The sequence below is a fragment of the Curtobacterium sp. NPDC087080 genome (assembly GCF_044745105.1).
In the GTDB taxonomy this organism is placed as follows: Bacteria; Actinomycetota; Actinomycetes; order Actinomycetales; family Microbacteriaceae; genus Curtobacterium.
On record NZ_JBIUZP010000001.1, the window covers coordinates 446,075 to 466,436 of the forward strand.

Sequence of the window (20,362 nt, forward strand, 5' to 3'; positions counted from 1 at the left end):
GCACGGGGCGCGTCGGTGCCGACGCGCCCCGTGCTCGTGTCCGGACGTGGCCGGGTGCGGTCAGTCCTGCGGGAGCGCCCGACGACGACGGGACGCCCGGACGGACAGCAGCCCACCGCCCGCCAGGAGCAGCAGCGCGGCGAGGGCGATCGCGGGGGCGACCTCGGCGCCGGTGAACGCGAGCGCACCGACGCCCGGCCCGCTGCCGCCCTGGCCGGTACCGCCCGCGACGGGTGCCGTGCTCGGCGTCGGGCCGTCGGTCGGCTGCGGCGTCACCGTCGGGGTCGGGGTCGGCTGCGGCGTCACGGCGGCCTCGGCGAGGACGAGGCGTACGGGGACCGGGGTCACGCCCACCGCGGCGGTCGCGACGACCACCGGGTCGGACTGCTCGACGCCCGTGCCGGCGGTGATCGTGTACTCGGTCCCCGGGCGGAGCCCCTCGAGGGCGAAGGCGCCGTCGTCGCCGGTGGTCGTGCTGATCGGCTCACCGTCGTCGTCGCCGGTCGGCGTCGCCACGACCGGGACGTCCGCGGCGGGGGCGCCGTCGGCGTCCACGACCGTGCCCGGCTGGTCGACCGTCGGCAGGGGCAGGACGAAGTCGACGGCGTCGCCGGCGGTCCCCGTGGCGGGCGTCGTGACCGTCCGGACGGGAGCACCCTCGACGCTCACGGTGTACTCCGTCGACGGCGTCAACCCGGTGAGCGCGTACCCGCCGTCCGCGGTCGTCTGCACCGTGACCACGGCACCCGAACCGGCCTCGACCGGCCGTGCGGTGACGGTCGTGTCCACCCCGGGCGTGCCGTCCTCGTAGCGGACCGAACCGGCCTGCCCGACGGTGACCGGGACCGGCGTCGTGAACGGGAAGTCCGCGCGGACCGTGCCGTCGGCGGTGACCACGACCGACAGCTCGGTCGGCTCCGGAGCACCGGCGACCGCCGCCTCGGTACGGACGGTGTAGGTGCCGGGCCGGAGCGCCAGGCCGTACGTGCCGTCGGACCCCGTCTCGACGGTGGCCACCACGACGTCGTCCTGCAACACCTCGACGAGCGCCGGCGCGGCGGGGGCCGCGCCGTCGAGCGTCACGAGGCCGCTGAGCGTCCCGACGCTGACCGGCAGCACGATCGGGGCGAGCACGGTCGCCGGGGCACCGTCGGCACCGGTCGTGCCGGAGACCTGCGGGGCACCGACGACACTCGCGACGACCGCGGTGCCGGCCGGGAGGCCCGTGGCACGCCAGCGGCCGTCGGCGTCGGTGACGACGGTCGCCAGTGGCAGACCGGCGGAGTCCGTCACGGTCACCTCGGCGTCGGCCACCAGGCGTCCGTCGGCATCGACCACCGTGCCGTCGAGGTCGACGGTCCCCGGGGGCGTGCTGAAGGCGAAGTCCGCGCCGGTGACGTCGCTGCGCAGGCTCACGGGCGCTGGTTGCTCGTCGACTGTGGCGTTCTCCGGCGTCGCGACCGACACCCGGTAGCCGTCGGCCTGGGTCAGCGCGTCGAACGTGTAGCTGCCGTCCGCGTCCGTCGTCGTCGTGTACGCGGTGCCGTTCGGGGCGGTGACCGTGACGAGCGTGTCCGGCAGCGGCTGGCCGTCGAGCACGGCGGTACCGGAGAGCGACGAGGTCCGGTTCGCGAACCAGGTCTGGTACACGGGGAAGCCGCTGCGCTGCTGGTACGTGATGGTGAGCGTGGCGAGCGAGGCCGTCGGTGTGAACCAGGCGCTGGCGCCCGCCGTGTCGTTGGCGGCGTCGTTGCCCCGGAGCACCCCGGTGGCGGGGTCCCACGTGGGGCGGTCCTGCCCCGGTGCCACCCCGCCGGGGTCGCGCGGGCAGCTCCACCCGCCGGGCGAGACCGTCGAGCAGGAGTTGTAGGACCCCTCGTACCCGAGCTGGGCCACGGTGGCAGGCGTGCCGTCGGCGAGGGTCGCCGAGATCGTCGCCTGGTCCGCGTCGACGTCCCCCAGGACGAAGGACCACCCGCCGGCACCGGGCGTCCCGCCGTCGAAGGTGTAGGTGGTGACGGCCGGGCCCTGCGCGTCGTCCTTCGCGGGACGCTGGTTGAGGTACGTCTCGCCGCGACTGGTGGCGTAGGCAGCGCCCGGAGGCGTGGACGGCCCCTGCCACGTCGATGCGCCGGAGATGACGCCGGCCTGGCGGGACGTCGAGGTGAAGGTGGTCTCCGGGAACCCCGGGAGTGCGACCGAGCCGGTGTACGCCTGACTCGACCCGCCCACGGTGAAGGTGCCCCAGTTGCCCGTGGTCGCGGCCGTCGCGCTCGTGACGCCGCCCACCGCCAGTGCTGCTCCGAGTGCGACGGCGATGCCGCCGGCGGTGAAGGTGCGCCGTCTGCGCATGCGTGCTCCCCTGTGTCGGCGTCGACGAATCCTCGACGCTTCCTCAGGCTATCTGCGGCCCGCGCACGGGGGCCAGATCCGGGTGCGGAACCCGGCTCACCAGCCCTGCACGGCCGCGAGCAGTCGGTCGAGTGCGGCGACCTGGCCCGCCACGAGCAGTTCGCGAGCCTCGTCCACGCTCACCCAGCGCGCGTCGTCCACCTCGGGGACCTCGACGAACCGTCCGGACCCTCGCGGGAGTTCGACCTGCACGGTGTTGCTCCGCACCTCGTCGACCACGAAGCCGTCCGCCCGCAGGACGAAGACCCGGACGCGCTTCCCGGAGGCCTGCCGGACCTCGCCGAGGTCGAGCACGGGGCCGTCCGGAGCGCGGACACCGATCTCCTCGGCGAACTCGCGTCGTGCCGTGTCGAGGGGGTCCTCCCCGTCCTCGAGGAGCCCCTTCGGGATCGACCACGCGCGTGGACGACGACGCCAGAACGGCCCGCCCATGTGCGCGACGAGGACCTCGAGGGACCCGTCGACCGGCGATCGACGGTGCAGCAGGAGCCCTGCGCTGGTGACCACCGGTCGAGCCTACGACCCGCCGTCGTGCAGCGCTCAGCCCGCGGTCGCCCGGAGCTCGGCAGCGAGCCGCCGGGTCAGCCACGCGACGCCGCGCCCGTTCGGGTGCAGGGCCCCGGGCTCCATGTCGATGCGGCTCAGGTCCCCGGCGCCGGAGAGCGAGACGCCGGCGACGTACGGGTCGTCGGTCGCGCAGGCCGAGTGCGCCTGCGACGCGGCGAACACGTCGACGAACGGGACCCCCGCAGCCTCGGCGGCGGACGCCGAGACCTCGTTCAGGGAGTCCTGGACGTCGTGCAGGTACCGGACGTCGCTGTTCGTGAACGGGTAGGTGTCCCGGGGGAAGGACCCCACGAGCGACCCGAGGTCGAGCGCCGAGCGGAAGCAGCCCCCCGCCGGCGTGTGCGCGGCGTCGGGGAAGATCGCCGGGTACCCGAGGAACACCACGACCGCGTTCGGGGCGGCCTGTCGGACCGCGGCCAGCGTGTCGGCGATCCCGAGTGCGACCCGCGAGCGGATCCGAACGTCGAGGTCGTCCACGCCGTCGTGCACCAGCGTGCTGCGGCACGACGGCGCATCACGGCCGGAGAACACCGGCCCGCGGGACGACAGCGCGAGGCAGGACGCCGCGGTGCCGAACAGGTCGGCGTCGTTGCCGCCGATCGTCAGCGTGACGAGCCGGGTGTCCTCGGACAGCGCGCTGACCTGGGGCGGCACGCCGCGGAACTGGTGACCGGACACCACGTCACGGCTGGTGGCGCCGGCGCACGTGACGTCGGTCAGGTCGAAGCCGAAGCGCGCTGCGAGCCGGTGCGGGTAGTCACGCGCGGACTGGCCGCAGGCGCTGGTCGGCAGGCGCGTGGGATCGGAGAGGCCGTAGCCGGCCGAGTACGAGTCACCGAGGGCGACGTACTCGCTGCCGGGTGGCAGGTCGGACAGCGTCTCGTCGGGGTCGTCCGTGACCGGGTAGGGCGCTGGCACCGGCCACATCGGCGCCGCGACGGCACGGTCGCCCGACATCCCCACGAACGAGCCCGCGCCACCGATCGGGCTCCACGGCGCGACGACGGTCGCGGCGAGGACGGCGAGCACGGCGGCGACGGCGGTGAGCCGCTTCGGGCGGGCAGTGCGGTGCAGGGGGTCCTCCGGGTGGACACGGCGACGGGACGGGCAAGGTTACCTGCCCGTCCCGAGCGGCGGTGTCAGCGTCGGCCCAGACGCCGTTCGCCGTTGCTGCCGGTCTGGTACTGCAGCCCGTAGTGCTCGTACAGCACCGGCTCGGTCGAGGCCTCGAGCTCGCCGTCGGTCGGGATCGACGGCGCGTCCTTGACGAGCTTCTTGGCGAAGGTCACGAGCAGGTGCTTCGGCGCCACCGTCGCACCGACGAGCGGGACGAACAGCAGCTTCTGGAACCCGGGCAGCCCGGTCGTGACGGCGCCGAAGGCGGGCTCGGACGTCGCGGTGTCGTAGTAGATGCTCTCGAGGGTGCCGATCTTGTCGTCGGTCTCGTCGACGACGGGCAGGCCGATCCAGTCACGGATGTTGGCGGCTTCGAACACGGGGCGCTCCCTTCGAGCAGGACAGGTACGCCTCGACGCTACCGACGAGCACTCGGGGAGTTCACGGCGAAGCGGTCGGAGCGGCCGGGGCGGCAGCGGCAGCAGCAGCAGCAGCGACCGGCAGCGAGTCGACCGCCGCGAGCACGTCGTCGACCCCGACCGCCAGGAGCGCCGGGTCCGGGTCCTCGGCGAACACGTCGCCGCGTCGGACGGACGCGTCGGTGAGCACCACGTGCGGACCTGAGGCGGGCGGACCCCACGCCTCGGGCGGCGCCGGACCGAAGACCACGACGGACGGGATCCCGTAGGCGGAGGCGAGGTGCGCGGCCCCGGTGTCGACCGTGACCACGAGCGCGGCCGAGGCGATGACGCCCGCGAAGGCCTGCAGCTCCAGCGCACCGGCGAGGACCGCCTCCGGCGGCAGGCCGGCCGTCCGTGCGACGGCGGTGGCGCGCTCGACGTCCTCCGCGCCTCCCGTCAGGACCACGTCGAGACCGCGGTCCCGCAGCCCGCGCACCACGTCCGCGAACCGGTCGGTCGGCCAGTGCCGCGCACCGTGGAAGGCACCGATGTGCACGACGGCCGCGCCGGGCGCGACGGACGGCGCGACGGGCCGTGCGATGGCGACCTCGTCCGGGTCGGCGGGGATGCCGTGCCAGGTCACCAGGTCCGCCCACCGCTCGCGCTCGTGGACGTCGTCGGGCCACTCCGGGCCCTCGTAGCCGTGCGTCGGGTCGGCGTGGCCGATCACCCGTCGGGCACCGAGCGCGGCGACGAGGTCGGACGACTCCGGCCCGGCGCCGTGCAGGTTGACCGCGACGTCGACCGCGCCCGCGGGGGCGGCGATCGGGTGGTCGAGGCCGTGCTGCGCGAGGTGCACGTCGACCGGCAGCAGCTCGACGACCGGGGCGAGCCACGCGGTCGTCGCCAGGGTGATCCGGTGACCGGGGAACGCCCGGCGGAGTGCGTGCAGGGCGGGGACGGCGACGAGCGCGTCGCCGAGCTTGATGGCGCGCAGGACGAGCAGGTCCGGGCGTCCGTCGGACGGGGGCAGGGCGGGGACGGCGGTCACGGTCCGACGCTATCCGGCCACGCCTGGGCCGGTTCCCGGCCGGCGGACGGTACCAAGGAGCATGGCTCTCGCGAAGGACCGTGTCGTCCGCGGTCTGCTCTTCGATCGTGACGACACCCTCGTCATCGACGTCCCGTACAACGCCGACCCGCACAAGGTCGTCCCCGTGCCCGGTGCGCACCGGGCGGTGGAGCGTGCCCGTGCCGCCGGCCTGCGCGTCGGGGTCGTGACGAACCAGTCGGCGATCGCGAAGGGCCTGGCGACCCGCGAGCAGGTCGACGCGACGAACGCCCGGGTGGACGAACTGGTCGGCCCGTTCGGCGTCTGGTGCGTCTGCCCGCACGACGCCGGCGACGACTGCGACTGCCGCAAGCCGCGTCCGGGCATGGTCCTCGACGCGGCCCGTCGGCTCGGACTCGACCCGTCGGAGGTCGTCGTCGTCGGGGACATCGGTGCCGACGTCGGGGCCGCCGCCGCAGCGGGTGCGCAGGGGATCCTGGTGCCGACACCGCGGACGCGCACCGCGGAGGTGGACGAGGCCGGGACCGTCGCGACCTCGCTCGACGACGCCGTGTCCCTCGTGCTGGCCCGCGTCCCGGCAGCGCTCGCGTGAGCCGTCCCGAGGAGACCGCAGACACCGGCACCGCGTGCACCGGCACCGCGCGCTCCGGCCCGCGCGTCCTGGTCGTCCGGCTCGACTCGTTCGGCGACGTCCTGGTCGCCGGCCCCGCCGTCCGCGCCGTCGCCGCCGGTGCCTCGCACGTCACGATGCTCTGCGGCCCCCAGGGGTCCCCGGCTGCCGACCTGCTGCCCGGGGTCGACCGGGTGCGCGTCTGGGCAGCACCGTGGGTCACCGAGACCGCCCGACCGATCGACGACGCACTGCTCGGCGAGTTCCGCGCGCTGGTCACCGAGGAGCAGCCCGACGAGGCCGTCGCCCTCACGTCGTTCCACCAGTCGCCCCTGCCGGTCGCCCTGCTGCTCCGGCTCGCCGGCGTGCCCCGGGTCTCCGGCGCGTCGGTCGACCACCCGGGGTCGCTGCTCGACGTCCGACTCCGGCCCGGCGAGGACCTGCCCGAGGACCTCCCCGAGCCCGAGCGTGCCCTCCGCATCGCCGCGGCCGCCGGGTTCGACCTGCCGCCGGGGGACGACGGGAGGCTCGTGGTGCGTCACGACGCCGTCGCACCGCCCGAGGTGGCCGCCCTCGACCGCTACGTCGTCGTCCACCCTGGCGCGAGCGTCCCCGCACGCTCCTGGCCGGAGGGACACCACCGCGCCCTCGTCGCCGCGTACGCCGAGCGCGGGGTCCCGGTGGTCGTCACGGGCAGCCCGGGCGAGCGGGACCTCACCGCGGCCGTCGCGGGCGACACCGCGGTCGACCTCGGCGGTCGGACGTCGCCCGCGGAACTCGCCGCGGTGCTCGCCGGTGCCGAGGTCGTCGTCGTCGGGAACACCGGCCCGGCGCACCTCGCTGCCGCGGTGGGCGCGAGGATCGTCAGCCTGTTCTCCCCCGTCGTGCCCGCCGTGAAGTGGGCTCCCTACGCGCCGCAGGTCGAGCTGCTCGGCGACCAGTCCGCCGCCTGCCGCCTGAGCCGGGCGCGCGAGTGCCCGGTCCCAGGGCACCCCTGCCTGTCCGGAGTGCGCGTGGAGGACGTCCTCGCAGCACACGGACGCCTGCTGGCAGGCGGGGACGGGTCCGGACCCGTCTCGAGCGGCACTGCGCTCCGCGGATGAAGCCGGAGAAGCTGCGAGGAGCACCAGCAGTGCTCCCGTAGCGTGCGCCACTGCTCCTCCTGCTCCTCTTCCGGCACCCGCGCAGCGCGCGCGAGCGTCGACGGAGCAGCTGTCCGGAGGGGCACCGACCCGTCGAAAGGCCCTGCATGCGGATCCTCGTGTGGCACGTGCACGGCGGCTGGATGGACGCCTTCGTCCGCGGCCCCCACGAGTACCTCATCCCGACCACCCCGGCCCGCGACGGCTGGGGGCTCGGACGCGGCGGGCGGGACTGGCCGGCGAACGCGATCGAGATCGACCCGGCGGACATCGCCGACGCCGAGGTCGACGTGGTCGTCCTGCAGCGCACCGAGGAGCTCGAGGAGGCCCGGCGCCTGCTCGGCGGACGCCGGGTGCCGACGGTCTTCGTCGAGCACAACGCCCCGCGGGTCGACGTCCCGAGCAGCCTGCACCCGATGCGGGACCGCGACGACCTCGTGATCGCGCACGTGACGCACTGGAACGCCCTGATGTGGGACTGCGGCACGACCCGCACCACGGTGGTCGAGCACGGTGTCGTCGACCCGGGCCCGCTGTACACCGGCGAGCTCGAGCGCTTCGGCGTCGTGATCAACGAGCCGGTCCGTCGCGGCCGCGTGGTCGGCACCGACCTGCTCCCCCGCTTCGCCGAGGTCGCGCCCGTCGACCTCTGGGGCATGGGCACCGACCGCCTGCCCGAACTCGGGTTCGGTGACCGTGTCATCGCCCTCGGCGACGTGCCCGCCGACCCGATGCACGCCGCGCTCGCACAGCGGCGCGCCTACGTGCACCCGAACCGGTGGACGTCGCTCGGTCTGTCGCTGATCGAGGCGATGCACATGGCGATGCCGGTCCTCGTGCTCGCGACGACCGACGCACCGCGGACCGTGCCCGCCGAGGCCGGCGCGATCGCGACCGACGTCGACGACCTGGTCCGCGCCTCCAGGACGCTCCTGGAGGACCCCGAGGAGGCCCGCCGCCGCGGTGCCGTCGCCCGTGAGGCCGCGCTCGCGCGGCACGCGCTCGGCCGGTACCTGGCGGACTGGGACGACCTCCTCGACGACGCCGTCGCGCGTGGTGCGCGACGCGGACGCGCGGCGGACGCCGCGCTGGAAGGGAGCCTCCGATGAAGATCGCGATGGTGTCCGAGCACGCGAGCCCGCTCGCGGTGCTCGGCGGAGTCGACGCCGGTGGACAGAACGTGCACGTCGCCGAGCTCTCCGGAGCCCTGGCGGACCGCGGCCACCAGGTGACCGTGTACACGCGGCGCGACGACGCCGACCAGCCCGTCCGCGTGCTCCTGCGCCCCGGCGTCGCGGTCGTGCACGTCGACGCCGGTCCCGCCCGGCACGTGCCGAAGGACGACCTCTTCCCGTTCATGGACACGTTCGCGTCGGTGCTCGCGGCGGAGTGGTTCGTCGACCGTCCCGACGTGGTGCACGGGCACTTCTGGATGTCCGGGCACGCCGCGCTCGAGGCCGTCAAGCAGGTCCACGCCCGCACCGGTGGGGTCCGGATCCCCGTCGTGCAGACCTTCCACGCGCTGGGCGTCGTCAAGCGTCGCCACCAGGGCACCGCCGACACGAGCCCCGCCGAGCGCGAGTGGATCGAGCCCGCCGTCGGCCGGAGCGTCGACCAGGTCGTCGCGACGTGCTCCGACGAGGCCTTCGAGCTCAAGGCGCTCGGCGTCCCGCTGCACGCGATCTCCGTGGTGCCGTGCGGGGTCGACACCGAGCTCTTCCGGCCGGACGGCCCCGTCGAGGAGCGCGGACGCCCCTACCGGGTCCTGACCGCGTCCCGCCTGGTGCGCCGGAAGGGCGTCGGCACGACCATCGCCGCCCTCGCGAAGCTGCTGGACGAGGGCCGCGAGGCCGAGCTCGTCGTCGTCGGCGGTGCCGGCACCGCCGGGGCCGACCTGGCCGACGACCCGGAGTACCAGCGCCTGGACGCCCTCGCCCGGTCGCTCGGCGTCCGGGAGCACGTGACCTTCCGCGGCCAGCTCGGACAGCACGACATGCCCGCCGTCTACCGCAGCGCCGACGTCGTCGTCTGCGCCCCCTGGTACGAGCCCTTCGGGATCGTGCCGCTCGAGGCCATGGCGTGCGGCCGCCCCGTCGTCGCGTCGAGCGTCGGTGGCCTGATCGACACCGTCGTGGAGGACGCCACGGGCCTGCACGTCCCGCCCCGCGACGAGGACGCCGTGGCCGCAGCCGTCGGTGCGATCCTCGACGACCCCGAGCGCCGCGACGCCTACGGACGCGCCGGACGCGAACGCGCCGAGGCCCGGTACACCTGGCACAAGGTCGCCGCCGAGAGCGAGCGCGTCTACGAGCGGCTCGTCGCCGGTGCCGCGAACGGCCTCGCCGCGCCCGTGGCCGCGACCGGCACCGCACCCGTGTCGAACGAGCCCGTCACGATCACCCCCGCCACGACCACCCCGGGCGCCCGTCCCGGACGCGCCGGACGGACCGCCCGCCCGACGCCCGCGGTGCTGCCGCACCAGACGGAGAGGACCGCACGATGACCATCGAGCAGCAGACCGGCACCCGCGAGCCGGAGACCGGGAGCCCCAGCGTCCGGACCGTCGTCGACCACATCGCCGCCTCGGTGCCCGTGATCGCGTCGCTCGTCGACCACAAGGACCACATCGCCGCGTGGGCGGACGACATCGCCGCGCGGCTCGTCGCCGGCCGTCGGCTGCTCGCCGCGGGCAACGGCGGGTCGGCCGCGGAGGCGCAGCACCTGACCTCCGAGCTGACCGGCCGCTTCGACGGGGACCGCCCGGCGTACTCGGCGATCTCCCTGCACGCCGAGAGCTCCGCCGTCACCGCGATCGGCAACGACTACGGCTACGACCAGGTCTTCGCCCGCCAGGTCACGGCGCACGCCCGCGCCGGCGACGTCGTCGTGCTCCTCAGCACGAGCGGCAAGAGCCCGAACCTGCTCCGCGCCGCCGAGGCCGCACGGGCCGTCGGTGCCCGCTCGATCGCGATGACCGGTCCCGGCCCGAACCCGCTCGCCGACGCGGTCGACGACGCGATCTGCATCGAGGGCCCGTCGGCGAACGTGCAGGAGGCGCAGCTCGTCCTCGTGCACGCCCTGTGCCGTGCGATGGAGCCGGCACTGCGCCGCGGTGGCCGCCGGTGACCGCACACGACAGCACCGCAGCCCCGCACGGCCGCACCGCCGCGCACGCCGACGGCGCCCGGCGCCGCATCGTCGTCGTCGGCGACACCCTGCTCGACGTCGACGTCTCGGGCACCAGCGAGCGGCTCAGCCCGGACGCCCCGGTGCCCGTCGTCGACGTCCGCACCGACGACCGCCGCGCCGGTGGCGCCGGCCTGGTCGCGTCGATGCTCGTGCGGGACGGCCACGACGTGACGCTCGTCACCGTGCTCAGCGACGACGAGCGCGCCGACGAGATCCGCGGACTGCTGCCCGACGTCCGGGTGGTCGCCGGCCCCTCCGGAGCCCCGACCCCGGTCAAGACCCGCGTCCGCGTGGTCGACCACGCGCTCGTCCGGATCGACGAGGGGTGCGCCACCCCGCCCGTCCCCGGGACCACGACCGAGATGACCGCCGCGCTCGAGGGTGCCGACGCGATCGTCGTCGCCGACTACGGCCGCGGTGTCGCAGCGTCCGAGGGACTGCGCGACGCCCTGGCCGCCGTGGCCCGCACCACGCCGGTGGTCTGGGACCCGCACCCGAAGGGCGCCTCCCCCGTCGCCGGGACCGCCGTCGTCACGCCGAACACCGCCGAGGCCCGACGCTTCACCGACCTGTCCGGCGAGGGCGTCCCCTTCGCCACCGACGCCGCCGCCGAACTCGTCCGCACCTGGGACGTCGCCGCCGTCGCCGTCACGATGGGCGACCGCGGCGCCCTCGTCGCCTCCCGCCGCAGCGGCGACGGCACCGCGCCGGGCGCGCTCGACAGCCGCTTCGTCCCGGCACCGTCCGTCACCGCCGGCGACCCCTGCGGCGCCGGCGACCGGCTCGCCGCAGGCGTCGCGATCGCCCTCGCCGAGGGTGCGGACGTCACCGACGCCGTCGCCGCCGGCGTGCTCGCCGCCTCGGAGTACCTGGCAGCCGGCGGGGTGACCGCGCTCTTCGCCGACGACGGTCCCGCCCCGGTGCCCGTCCCCGGTGTCGACCGCGATGCACTGCGCGTCGTGCACGAGGTCCGCAGCGCCGGCGGGACCGTCGTCGCGACCGGCGGCTGCTTCGACCTGCTGCACGCCGGGCACGCCCGCACGCTCTCCGCCGCCCGGGCGCTCGGCGACTGCCTGGTCGTCTGCCTCAACTCGGACGACTCGGTCCGCGCCCTGAAGGGCCCGGAGCGACCGATCATGACGCAGGACGACCGGGTCGAGCTGCTGCTCGCACTCGACTGCGTCGACGCGGTGGTCGTCTTCGACGAGCACACCCCGGACGAGGCGCTCCGCCGCTTCCGCCCGGACGTCTGGGCGAAGGGCGGCGACTACGCGGCCAGCGAGCTCCCCGAGGCGGCCACGCTCGCCGAGTGGGGCGGCCGGGTCGTCACCGTCCCGTTCCACCCTGGTCGGTCCACCACTCGGCTCGCCGCGGCACTCGCCGCGGTCGGCTGACCGACCCGACCCGACCCGACCACGTGACGGACGGGAGGCGCGGCGCACCGCCGCCACGCGCCTCCCGTCCGGCACGGTCACCACACACGTCCCGTCGGCACCGCCGGCGGACCGGCACCACGCCACTCCCGGAAGGAAGTCCATGCCCGTCCCCACCACCCCCATCGGCCGCGTCCTCGTCACCGGCGGCGCCTCGGGTCTCGGCGCGGCGGTCGTCGCCGCGGTCGCCGAGGCCGGCGGCACCCCGATCGTCCTCGACCTGCGCGTCGACGGCGTGCCGGAGGGCACCGACGCCGTCGCCGTGGACGTCACGGACACGGAGGCGACCGAGCGCGCCGTCCGCGAGGCAGCCGAGCGCCACGGTGGCCTCGACGCCGTCGTGACCGCCGCGGGCATCGACAAGCCCGCCCCGATCGGCGGGATCTCCTCCGGCGACTGGGAGCGCATCGTCGGCGTGAACCTGCTCGGCACCGCCGCCGTCGTGCGCGCGGCGCTCCCCGCCCTCGAGGCGACGCACGGCCGCGTCGTGACGATCTCGTCGTCGCTCGCGCTGAAGGGCGTCGGCGACGGCACGGCCTACTCGGCGTCGAAGTTCGGCGTGCGCGGCTTCTCGCAGGCGCTGGCCGCCGAGACCGCCGGCCGCATCGGCGTGACGAACATCATCCCCGCGGGCATGCGCACCGCGTTCTTCGAGGGCCGGACCGAGCAGTACAAGCCGGGTCCGGACGCGCAGCTCATCGAGCCGGAGTACGTGGCGAACTCGATCCTGTTCGCGCTGGCGCAGCCCGCCGGGTGCGAGATCCGCGAGCTGTCGATCATGCCGGCGACGGAGCCCAGCTGGCCGTAGTCCCCGCTGACGACGCGACGGGAGGCGCGGTGCCGGACGGCACCGCGCCTCCCGTCGCGTCCGTGGCCGGCTCCGCTGCCGGCCCCGTCCGTCGCGGTCGCCTCCGTCCGCCGAGCGGGCCAGATCTGTCACGCTCGGCACCAGCGGCCGACGGATACCGCCCGCACGACGGCACGCCTGCGGCGTGTCCTGCCCGGTCGGGGTCGTCCCCGTCTGCCCGGACTCGTTCGCGTCCGCTCGATCCCGCCCTGCCGAGCGGGCCAGATCTGTCACGCTCGGCACCACCCGACGACGGATCGCGTCCGCTCGACGCAGCGCGCGTGGCAAGTCCGGCCCGCTCGCGCGGATCGCGGCGGGGCCGGAGCCGACGTCCGGGCGCACCCCAGCGCCGGCTCAGGCGACCGGTTCGGCTGCGCGCTCGCGGGGCCGAACCGTGGCGAGCAGGTCCTCGACGTCGGCGAGCACGGCCTCGGGCTGCACCTCGTCGACGTAGGACGGGTCGTGCTCGCAGCGCTCCGCGGTCCACCCGACCTGCGTGACGTCGACGCCGCACACCGGGCAGTGCGTGACGAAGGACATGTGCACCCGGTGCCGTCCGCGGTCGACCGGGCCCGCGTTCACGACGTTGCCGAACCAGAAGACGCCGACCGTGGGCGTGCCGACCGCGACGGCGAGGTGTCGCGGGCCGGAGTCGTCGCCGACCATGACGTCGGCAGCGGCGAGCACCGCGGGGAGCTCGGTGAGCGGCAGGGCGTCCGTGAGGTCGTGCAGTCGGTCCTGCAGCGCCACCGGGACCGCCCCGCGGATCGCCTGCGCTGCGGGGACGTCCGTCGCGTCGCCGACGAGCACGACGTCGTCGCCGGCGTCGAGCCGCGCGGACACCACGGCCGCGAACCGCTCGGGGCTCCAGCGCCGACGTGGATCGGTCGCGCCGGGGTGCACCGCGACGAGGTGTCCCCGCACGTCGAGCCGGTCGCGTACGGCCTGCCGCTCCTCCTCGGTGACGTCGACCCGCGGGTCGAGGGTGACGGGCGCGGCACCGGCGAGGGACACGACCTCGAGCCCGCGGAGCACCTCGTGCTGGTAGTAGACGTAGCGGACCCAGCGCTCGAGCACCTCGGCGTCCTCGGTCGCGGTGCCGACGGTGTGCGGTGCGGCGAGACGGAGCAGGAACGGGTTCGAGTTCCGACCGCCGCCGTGCAGCTGGACAGCGAGGTCGAACCGGCCGCGCAGCCGCGACTCGAAGTCCTCGAGCGTGGGGGCGCCGTCGCCGCCGTCGCGCACGCCGGGCACGACCGGGAGCTCCTCGAAGGCGTGCACGGCGTCCGTCCGACCCCGCAGCAGCGCAGCGGCGGAGGGGCTGCCGAGCAGCGTGACGCGGGCGTCGGGGTACGCGGCGTGGAGCGCGTCGAGGGCGGGGACCGCGAACATCAGGTCTCCCAGACCACCGCCGCGGAGCACCGCGATCTCCCGGACGTCGTCGAAGCGGTCTCCACCGTTGCCGATCAGTTGCACCAGACCCGTCTACCCGTTCCGAGCCGTGAGGACTGCCGGGCCCGACCGGCCGACGGCCCCCGCAGTGCGCTCCGCGGACCGAGGACGCGAAACCGGAACCCCGCACAGGTGCCCCCGGGCAGCGTGGAGCGGTACGCCCGTCTCCGGAAGGACACCATGAGCATCGCCACCCCGTCAGCGACCGCGACCGACACCGACCACCTGGTCGTCACCGACCCCGTCGACGGGTCGATCGCCACGACGACACCGCGCTCCACGCGCGAGGACGTCGTGAACGCGGTCGCGCGCGCACGGGCGGCCGCTCCCGGGTGGGCGCGCACCGCACCGGCGGAGCGCGGAGCCCTCCTGCACGCCGCAGCCGCACACCTGCGCGAGCACGCCCAGGAACTCGCCGACCTGAACACCCGCGAGACCGGCAAGGTGCCCGGCGACGCGATGGGCGGGGTGCAGGCCGGCATCGGGACGCTGGTGCAGTACGCCGAGCTCGGCCCGGTCCACCGCGGTGAGGCGCTCCGCGGGCAGTTCAGCGCCGCGGACTGGTCGGTCCCCCACCCCCGTGGCGTCGTGCTCGCCCTGACGCCGTGGAACGACCCGGTGGCCGTCGCCCTCGGCATCCTGGGTGCCGCGATCGTCACCGGCAACACCGTCGTGCACAAGGGCAGCGAGCGGTGCCCCGGCACGATCGCCCGCCTGAACGCGCTGCTCGCCGAGGTCCTGCCGGAGGGTGTCCTGGTGGGCGTCGACGGCGACGCCGCGACCGGTGAGGCGCTGCTCGAGCAGGACGGCATCGACGTGTACGCCCACGTCGGCTCCACCGCCACCGGCGACCGCCTCTCGGAGGTCGCCGCACGGACCCGCGCTCACGTGATCCGCGAGAACGGCGGCAACGACGCGGTCGTCGTCGACGCCGACGTCGACCCGACCTGGGCCGCCGCGCAGGTCGCACTGGGCGCCTTCGCCAACACGGGCCAGATCTGCACGAGCGTCGAGCGGGTCTACGTGCACCGGGACGTCGCCGAGGAGTTCACCGCCGCGCTCGTCGCCGAGGCCGAGCGCCGGACGGCGTCGTCCGCCGCCGAGTTCGGACCGCTCGTCGACGACCGGCTCCGCAGCACGGTGCAGGCGCACGTCGACGACGCCGTGCAGCGCGGCGCCGTGGTCCGCACGGGCGGCACGACCCCCGGAGGCGTCGGCACGTTCTACCCGGCCACCGTCCTGACCGACTGCACGGACGACATGCTCGTGGTGACCGAGGAGACCTTCGGTCCGATCGCACCGGTCCGGGTCGTCGAGTCGTTCGACGAGGGGCTGCGGCTCGCCGCGGCCGACCGGTACGGCCTCGCCGCGACCGTGCTCACCGGCGACACGGGCCACGCGCTCCGTGCGGCTGCCGAGCTGCCCGTCGGCACCGTGAAGGTGAACGCCGTGTTCGGCGGCGCACCGGGCGGCAGCGCCCAGCCCCGCGGGGCGTCGGGCGCCGGCTTCGGCTACGGCCCGCACCTGCTCGACGAGATGACGACCACCACCGTCGTCCACCTCGAAGCCGCTCCCGCCCGCACCACCACCGGAGGAACCCGATGACCGCCGACGTCCGTCTCGTCCGCGACCTGGTCGCCTCGGTCGACGACCGCGAACCCCTCGTCGTCGTCGTCGGCGACTGCATCCTCGACCGCTGGACGGTGGGCGAGGCCGAGCGCGTCTCCCGTGAGGCGCCCGCTCCGGTCGTCCGCGTGACCGAGACCGTCGCCGTACCGGGCGGTGCGGCGAACACCGCGGTCAACGCCCGCGCCCTCGGTGCCCGCGTCCGCATGGTCGGCCTGATCGGCGACGACGAGTCGGGCCGCGTGCTCCGCGAGCGGCTCGAGTCCGCCGGGGTGGACACGACGTACCTGGTCGAGGTCGCGGGTGCGCGCACCACGACGAAGTCGCGGGTGGTCGGCGGCGACCGCGTGGTCGTCCGCGTCGACGAGATCGCCGCCGTGCCGGACGCCCGTGCAGGAGCCCGACTCGGCGAGGCGGTCGCCCGCGCGGTCCGCTCCGCCGACGCCGCCGTCGTGTGCGACTACGGTCTCGGCGTGCGGCCCGAGGACGTCGTCCCCGTGCTCGACCGCGACCGGCCCGGCGCCGTCGTGGTCGACGCCCACGACCTCACCCGCTGGGCCGACCTGCACCCGGACCTCGTCACGCCGAACGCCGGCGAGACCGCCGGGCTGCTCGGGCGTGACCTCGGGACCGGCTCCGCCCGGGTACCGGTCGTGGTGGACGCCCGCCACGAGGTCCTCGCGCGCAGCGGCGCCCGTGCGGCCGTCGTCACCCTGGACCGCGACGGGACCGTCCTGCTCGAGTCCGACGCCGACCAGGCCTTCCGCACCCGTGCCACCCCCGCTTCCGAGCAGCAGGCCTCGGGTGCGGGCGACACCTTCTGCGCCGCGGCCACGGTCGCCCTCGCCGTCCGCGCCCCGCTCCGCGACGCGATCGCCGTCGCCCAGGCGGCGGCCGACGTCGTGGTCCGCGAGGCCGGAACGTCGGTCTGCACCGCCGCCGCGCTGATCGAGTCGGTCACGGCGCCCGCCGCGACCGTGGTCGACCACGACGACCTCGCGCTGGCCGTCGAGTCCGCCCGCGCCGCCGGCCGCCGGGTCGTCTTCACGAACGGCTGCTTCGACGTCGTGCACCGCGGGCACACCACCTACCTGCGGCAGGCCCGCGAGCTCGGTGACCTGCTCGTCGTCGCCCTCAACGACGACGACTCGGTCCGACGGTTGAAGGGTCCGGAGCGTCCGATCAACACCGCCGAGGACCGGGCCGGCGTCCTCGCCGCCCTCGCCTGCGTCGACCTGGTGACCGTCTTCGCGACCGACACCCCGATCCCGCTCATCGAACGCCTGCGTCCCGAGGTCTACGTCAAGGGCGGCGACTACTCCCCCGAGATGCTCGAGGAGACGGGCGTCGTGCAGGCGTACGGCGGCGAGGTCGTGATGGTCGACTACGTTCCCGAGCACTCGACGACCGCCGTCGTACGACGCATCCGCGAGGCCACCGCCGCCGCGGCTGCCGCGGCCGGTACCGCTCCGGCGACCGACGCCGCGGACTCCTCGGCACCCGCCGTCGAGCCCGACCCGGCGCCGTGACCGCCGCCCGCTGGTCCGGCGCCTGGGCGCGCCCCCTGACGGACGACCGCGGTCCGGCCGAGGTCGACGTCCTGGTCCCGACCGTCGGGCGGCCCGCGGAACTCGCCACCACGCTCGCCGGGCTGGCGGCGCAGACCGACGTCGACCTGCGCCTGGTCCTCAGCGACCAGTCCGCGGGTCAGGACGCCGCCGCCGAGCCGGCGGTGGCCTCGATGCTGCGCGTCCTGGAGGCACAGGGCCGGCCCGTCACGCTCCTCGCCCACCCGGAACGGCGTGGCCTGGCAGAGCACCGGCAGCACCTCCTCGACCACGCCACCGCCCCCGCGGTGCTCTACCTCGACGACGACGTCTGGCTCGAGCCGGGCACCGTCCGCCGGATGCTCGACGCGCTCCGCGACCTCGGGTGCGGCTTCGTCGGGAGCGCCGTTCAGGGGCTGTCGTACCTGCAGGACCGCCGTCCGCACGAGACGGCCGTGTTCGAGCCGTGGGACGGTCCGGTCGTGCCCGAGGTGGTGCGCCGTGGGACGGCCGGCTTCGACCGGCTGTCGCTGCACAACGCCGCGAACCCGGCGCACGTCGCAGCGGAGCTCGACGTCGAGACCGGCGGGTGGGTGCCCTACCGGGTCGCCTGGGTCGGCGCGTGCGTCGTGTACGACCGCGCCGCGCTCGAACAGGTCGGTGGCTTCCGGTTCTGGGACGCCCTGCCCCCGCAGCACTCCGGTGAGGACGTCGTCGCCCAGTGGCGGGTCATGGAGCGCTTCGGCGGTGCGGGCATCCTGCCGTCCGGCGCCGTGCACCTCGAGAGCCCGACCACGGTGACCGACCGGCGGGTCGACGCCCCGGACGTGCTCTTCGACGACCACGAGACGGCACCGCACCACCGCTGAGGCGCACGGGGCAGAATGGCCACACCACCAGTGACCAGGAGGACCACGATGGCGACGTTCACCCGCGGCTTCGGCGGCCGCCGCGACGACCGCGACGACCCGCGCATCCCGCCGGGGCAGACCCTCGTCCGCGACTGGCCGGTGCTCTCCGCCGGAGCCACGCCGGACATCGCGCCCGAGAACTGGAGCTTCTCGATCCGGACCGAGTCGGGCCTGCACACCTGGTCGTGGGACGAGGTGCACGCGCTCGGCGTCGAGGACGTCACCGTCGACATCCACTGCGTCACCCACTGGACGAAGCTCGACATGCCGTGGCGCGGCGTCCCGCTCGACCGGCTCTTCGCCGACGTCGAGACCTCGTTCGACTTCTGCACGGTGCACAGCTTCGGCGGCTACACGACGAACGTTCCGCTCGACGAGCTCCTCGACGGGCAGTCCTGGATCGCGTTCGAGGCGGACGGCGAGGCCCTGACCCCCGAGCACGGCGGCCCGGCCCGCCTGCTCGTGCCGCACCTGTACTTCTGGAAGAGCGCGAAGTGGGTGCGCGGCATCGTCATGCAGGCCGAGGACGAACCCGGCTTCTGGGAGAACGCCGGCTACAACATGCACGGCGACCCCTGGAAGGAGGAGCGGTACTGGTGAGCACACCCCCCGTCGACGGCCTGGAGGCGCGGATCGCCCCGGGTGGGCTGGCTCCCGTCCGCAGACGGCCCGCCTGGCACCCCGCCACCGTCGCCTCCGTCGCGACGGAGACCCCGAACGCGCGTCGCATCGTCCTCGACGTGCCGACCTGGCCCGGCAACGACCCCGGCCAGCACCTCGACCTGCGGCTCACCGCCGAGGACGGCTACCAGGCGTCCCGCTCCTACTCGATCGCCTCGGCCGGTGCGGGCACCCGGGTGACGCTGGCCGTCGACCGGGTCGAGGGCGGCGAGGTCTCGCCCTTCCTCGTCGACGCGATCGAGGTCGGCGACGCGGTCGACGTGCACGGCCCCCTCGGCGGGTGGTTCGTGTGGCGTCCGGGTGCGTCCGACCGGCCTGTGCAGTTGATCGCCGGCGGGTCGGGCATCGTCCCCCTGCTCCCGATGGTCACCGCGCACGCCGAGGCGGACGACCCGGTGCCGTTCCGGCTGCTGTACGCCACCCGCACCCCGGAGGACGTCTTCTTCCGTGAGGAGCTCGACGCTGCCCTGCGTGCGACCGCACCGCTCGAGGTCACGCACGTGTACAGCCGACGGGCACCGTCGGGATCGGGCGAGCCCGTGGGCCGGCTCACACGGGAGCGTCTCGGCGAGTCCGTGCTGGGGCCCGACGCCGGCGCGCTCGTGTACGTCTGCGGGTCGACGCCGTTCGTCGAGCAGGTGCTGCGGTGGCTCGGCGAGCTCGGCCACGACCTGTCCGACGTCCGTGCGGAGCGCTTCGGCGGCGCCTGAGGGCCTGGTCCGGCTGGTGCACGACGAAGGCCCTGGTCGGTGACCAGGGCCTTCGTGTTCCGAGCGGATGACGAGATTCGAACTCGCGACCCTCACCTTGGCAAGGTGATGCGCTACCACTGCGCCACATCCGCGTACGGGAACACTCTACCCCGGATCGGTCCTGTGCCCGTGATCCGGGGTGAGGCCGGGCGCGTCGTCGGTCATCCGTCGTTGCGGGGTCGCGGGTCCGCGGGATTGCGGGATTGCGGGAAACCGCACGGCGCGGTCGTCGACCAATCCGGATACTCGTCGGTTCCGGATGATCCCTCGGTGCCCGGCCCACACGACCGGCGCTCCGGGGCCACCCACCCCCCGTCCGGCCGATCGCGGCGACCCGAACCCTGCGAGCGGCCGGACGGTCCCGGGTTCCCAGGCCCGACCGGGTTCACTCGGAGCATGAGCTACGTGCACGACAACCCCGGTGGCACCGAGGCACACGGTGTCGACCTGATCGACGGGGACGCCCCCGCGGTCCGCATCCTGGTGCACGGCGACCTGCCGACGACGATCGAGCACGAGGGCCGCACCTGGCTCGCGACGGGCGACGCCCACGACGACGGCGACCCGTCCGCTCCCCCGATCGCGATCTACCGACCGGTCTGAC

General features: G+C 75.1%; 19 protein-coding genes and 1 tRNA gene. 13 read left to right on the forward strand and 7 right to left on the reverse strand.

From position 1 onward, the window contains the following. Positions 1 to 60: 60 nt before the first annotated feature. From ACIPEQ_RS02055 to ACIPEQ_RS02075, 5 genes are all read right to left on the reverse strand, one after another. The gene (locus ACIPEQ_RS02055) at positions 61 to 2,352 is read right to left on the reverse strand and encodes a carboxypeptidase regulatory-like domain-containing protein (RefSeq protein ID WP_402713748.1); all 2,292 of its coding nucleotides are present in this window, start codon (positions 2,350 to 2,352) and stop codon (positions 61 to 63) included. A gap of 96 nt (positions 2,353 to 2,448) precedes the next feature. Next, positions 2,449 to 2,919: an NUDIX domain-containing protein gene (locus ACIPEQ_RS02060; RefSeq protein WP_402713750.1), complete on the reverse strand. Its 471-nt coding sequence runs from the start codon at positions 2,917 to 2,919 to the stop codon at positions 2,449 to 2,451. Positions 2,920 to 2,952: 33 nt separating this feature from the next. Then, positions 2,953 to 4,008: an SGNH/GDSL hydrolase family protein gene (locus ACIPEQ_RS02065; RefSeq protein WP_402713752.1), complete on the reverse strand. Its 1,056-nt coding sequence runs from the start codon at positions 4,006 to 4,008 to the stop codon at positions 2,953 to 2,955. 110 nt (positions 4,009 to 4,118) lie between these two features. Continuing rightward, on the reverse strand, positions 4,119 to 4,475 hold the full coding sequence (locus ACIPEQ_RS02070) for a PRC-barrel domain-containing protein (RefSeq protein WP_402713753.1): 357 nt from the start codon (positions 4,473 to 4,475) through the stop codon (positions 4,119 to 4,121). Between the two features lie 61 nt (positions 4,476 to 4,536). Further along, positions 4,537 to 5,547 carry a glycosyltransferase family 9 protein gene (locus tag ACIPEQ_RS02075; RefSeq protein ID WP_402713755.1) on the reverse strand — a complete coding sequence of 337 codons (1,011 nt, stop codon included), beginning with the start codon at positions 5,545 to 5,547 and terminating at the stop codon, positions 4,537 to 4,539. A gap of 61 nt (positions 5,548 to 5,608) precedes the next feature. Between ACIPEQ_RS02075 and ACIPEQ_RS02080 the strand changes: the two genes are divergently transcribed. The 7 genes from ACIPEQ_RS02080 to ACIPEQ_RS02110 all read left to right on the forward strand — a co-directional run bounded on the left by ACIPEQ_RS02080 (position 5,609) and on the right by ACIPEQ_RS02110 (position 12,750). Further along, a complete protein-coding gene (locus ACIPEQ_RS02080; protein WP_402713756.1) occupies positions 5,609 to 6,160 on the forward strand; it encodes a D-glycero-alpha-D-manno-heptose-1,7-bisphosphate 7-phosphatase in 552 nt (183 codons plus the stop codon). Positions 6,161 to 6,228: 68 nt separating this feature from the next. Beyond that, positions 6,229 to 7,281 carry a glycosyltransferase family 9 protein gene (locus ACIPEQ_RS02085; RefSeq protein ID WP_402714207.1) on the forward strand — a complete coding sequence of 351 codons (1,053 nt, stop codon included), beginning with the start codon at positions 6,229 to 6,231 and terminating at the stop codon, positions 7,279 to 7,281. Positions 7,282 to 7,427: 146 nt separating this feature from the next. Continuing rightward, on the forward strand, positions 7,428 to 8,429 hold the full coding sequence (locus tag ACIPEQ_RS02090; protein ID WP_402713757.1) for a glycosyltransferase: 1,002 nt from the start codon (positions 7,428 to 7,430) through the stop codon (positions 8,427 to 8,429). After that, positions 8,426 to 9,823 carry a glycosyltransferase gene (locus ACIPEQ_RS02095; protein WP_402713759.1) on the forward strand — a complete coding sequence of 466 codons (1,398 nt, stop codon included), beginning with the start codon at positions 8,426 to 8,428 and terminating at the stop codon, positions 9,821 to 9,823. Before ACIPEQ_RS02090 ends, ACIPEQ_RS02095 begins: the two co-directional genes overlap by 4 nt. After that, entirely contained in the window at positions 9,820 to 10,446 is a 627-nt protein-coding gene (locus tag ACIPEQ_RS02100) for an SIS domain-containing protein (RefSeq protein WP_402713761.1), read from the forward strand. Before ACIPEQ_RS02095 ends, ACIPEQ_RS02100 begins: the two co-directional genes overlap by 4 nt. A 68-nt stretch (positions 10,447 to 10,514) precedes the next feature. Next, complete coding sequence (locus ACIPEQ_RS02105) at positions 10,515 to 11,903, forward strand: PfkB family carbohydrate kinase (RefSeq protein WP_402714208.1); 1,389 nt, start codon at positions 10,515 to 10,517, stop codon at positions 11,901 to 11,903. 142 nt (positions 11,904 to 12,045) lie between these two features. Beyond that, positions 12,046 to 12,750, forward strand: a complete 705-nt coding sequence (locus ACIPEQ_RS02110) for an SDR family oxidoreductase (RefSeq protein ID WP_402713762.1) — start codon at positions 12,046 to 12,048, stop codon at positions 12,748 to 12,750. Between the two features lie 393 nt (positions 12,751 to 13,143). On the opposite strand, the gene ACIPEQ_RS02115 is transcribed toward ACIPEQ_RS02110, so the two are convergent. Beyond that, positions 13,144 to 14,265, reverse strand: coding sequence for a glycosyltransferase family 9 protein (locus ACIPEQ_RS02115; RefSeq protein WP_402713764.1), 1,122 nt, complete (start codon positions 14,263 to 14,265; stop codon positions 13,144 to 13,146). A 156-nt stretch (positions 14,266 to 14,421) separates the two neighbouring features. Here ACIPEQ_RS02115 and ACIPEQ_RS02120 point away from each other — a divergent pair, with 156 nt between their 5' ends. Genes ACIPEQ_RS02120 through ACIPEQ_RS02140 form a run of 5 tightly spaced genes read left to right on the forward strand, consistent with a single transcriptional unit; the run spans position 14,422 to position 19,716 of the window. Beyond that, positions 14,422 to 15,846, forward strand: a complete 1,425-nt coding sequence (locus tag ACIPEQ_RS02120; protein ID WP_402713766.1) for an aldehyde dehydrogenase family protein — start codon at positions 14,422 to 14,424, stop codon at positions 15,844 to 15,846. Further along, the gene (gene rfaE2, locus ACIPEQ_RS02125; protein WP_402713768.1) at positions 15,843 to 17,396 is read left to right on the forward strand and encodes a D-glycero-beta-D-manno-heptose 1-phosphate adenylyltransferase; all 1,554 of its coding nucleotides are present in this window, start codon (positions 15,843 to 15,845) and stop codon (positions 17,394 to 17,396) included. Before ACIPEQ_RS02120 ends, rfaE2 begins: the two co-directional genes overlap by 4 nt. Next, positions 17,393 to 18,283, forward strand: coding sequence for a glycosyltransferase family 2 protein (locus ACIPEQ_RS02130; protein ID WP_402713770.1), 891 nt, complete (start codon positions 17,393 to 17,395; stop codon positions 18,281 to 18,283). Before rfaE2 ends, ACIPEQ_RS02130 begins: the two co-directional genes overlap by 4 nt. Positions 18,284 to 18,331: 48 nt before the next feature. Further along, complete coding sequence (locus ACIPEQ_RS02135) at positions 18,332 to 18,925, forward strand: molybdopterin-dependent oxidoreductase (protein WP_402713772.1); 594 nt, start codon at positions 18,332 to 18,334, stop codon at positions 18,923 to 18,925. Next, complete coding sequence (locus ACIPEQ_RS02140; protein WP_402713773.1) at positions 18,922 to 19,716, forward strand: ferredoxin reductase; 795 nt, start codon at positions 18,922 to 18,924, stop codon at positions 19,714 to 19,716. Before ACIPEQ_RS02135 ends, ACIPEQ_RS02140 begins: the two co-directional genes overlap by 4 nt. 62 nt (positions 19,717 to 19,778) lie before the next feature. Here the strand turns inward: ACIPEQ_RS02140 and ACIPEQ_RS02145 are convergent. After that, positions 19,779 to 19,850 (reverse strand) — tRNA-Gly (locus ACIPEQ_RS02145). Positions 19,851 to 20,154: 304 nt separating this feature from the next. On the opposite strand from ACIPEQ_RS02145, the gene ACIPEQ_RS02150 reads away from it, so the two are divergent. Next, on the forward strand, positions 20,155 to 20,361 hold the full coding sequence (locus ACIPEQ_RS02150; protein WP_058727894.1) for a hypothetical protein: 207 nt from the start codon (positions 20,155 to 20,157) through the stop codon (positions 20,359 to 20,361). Position 20,362 lies beyond the last annotated feature (1 nt).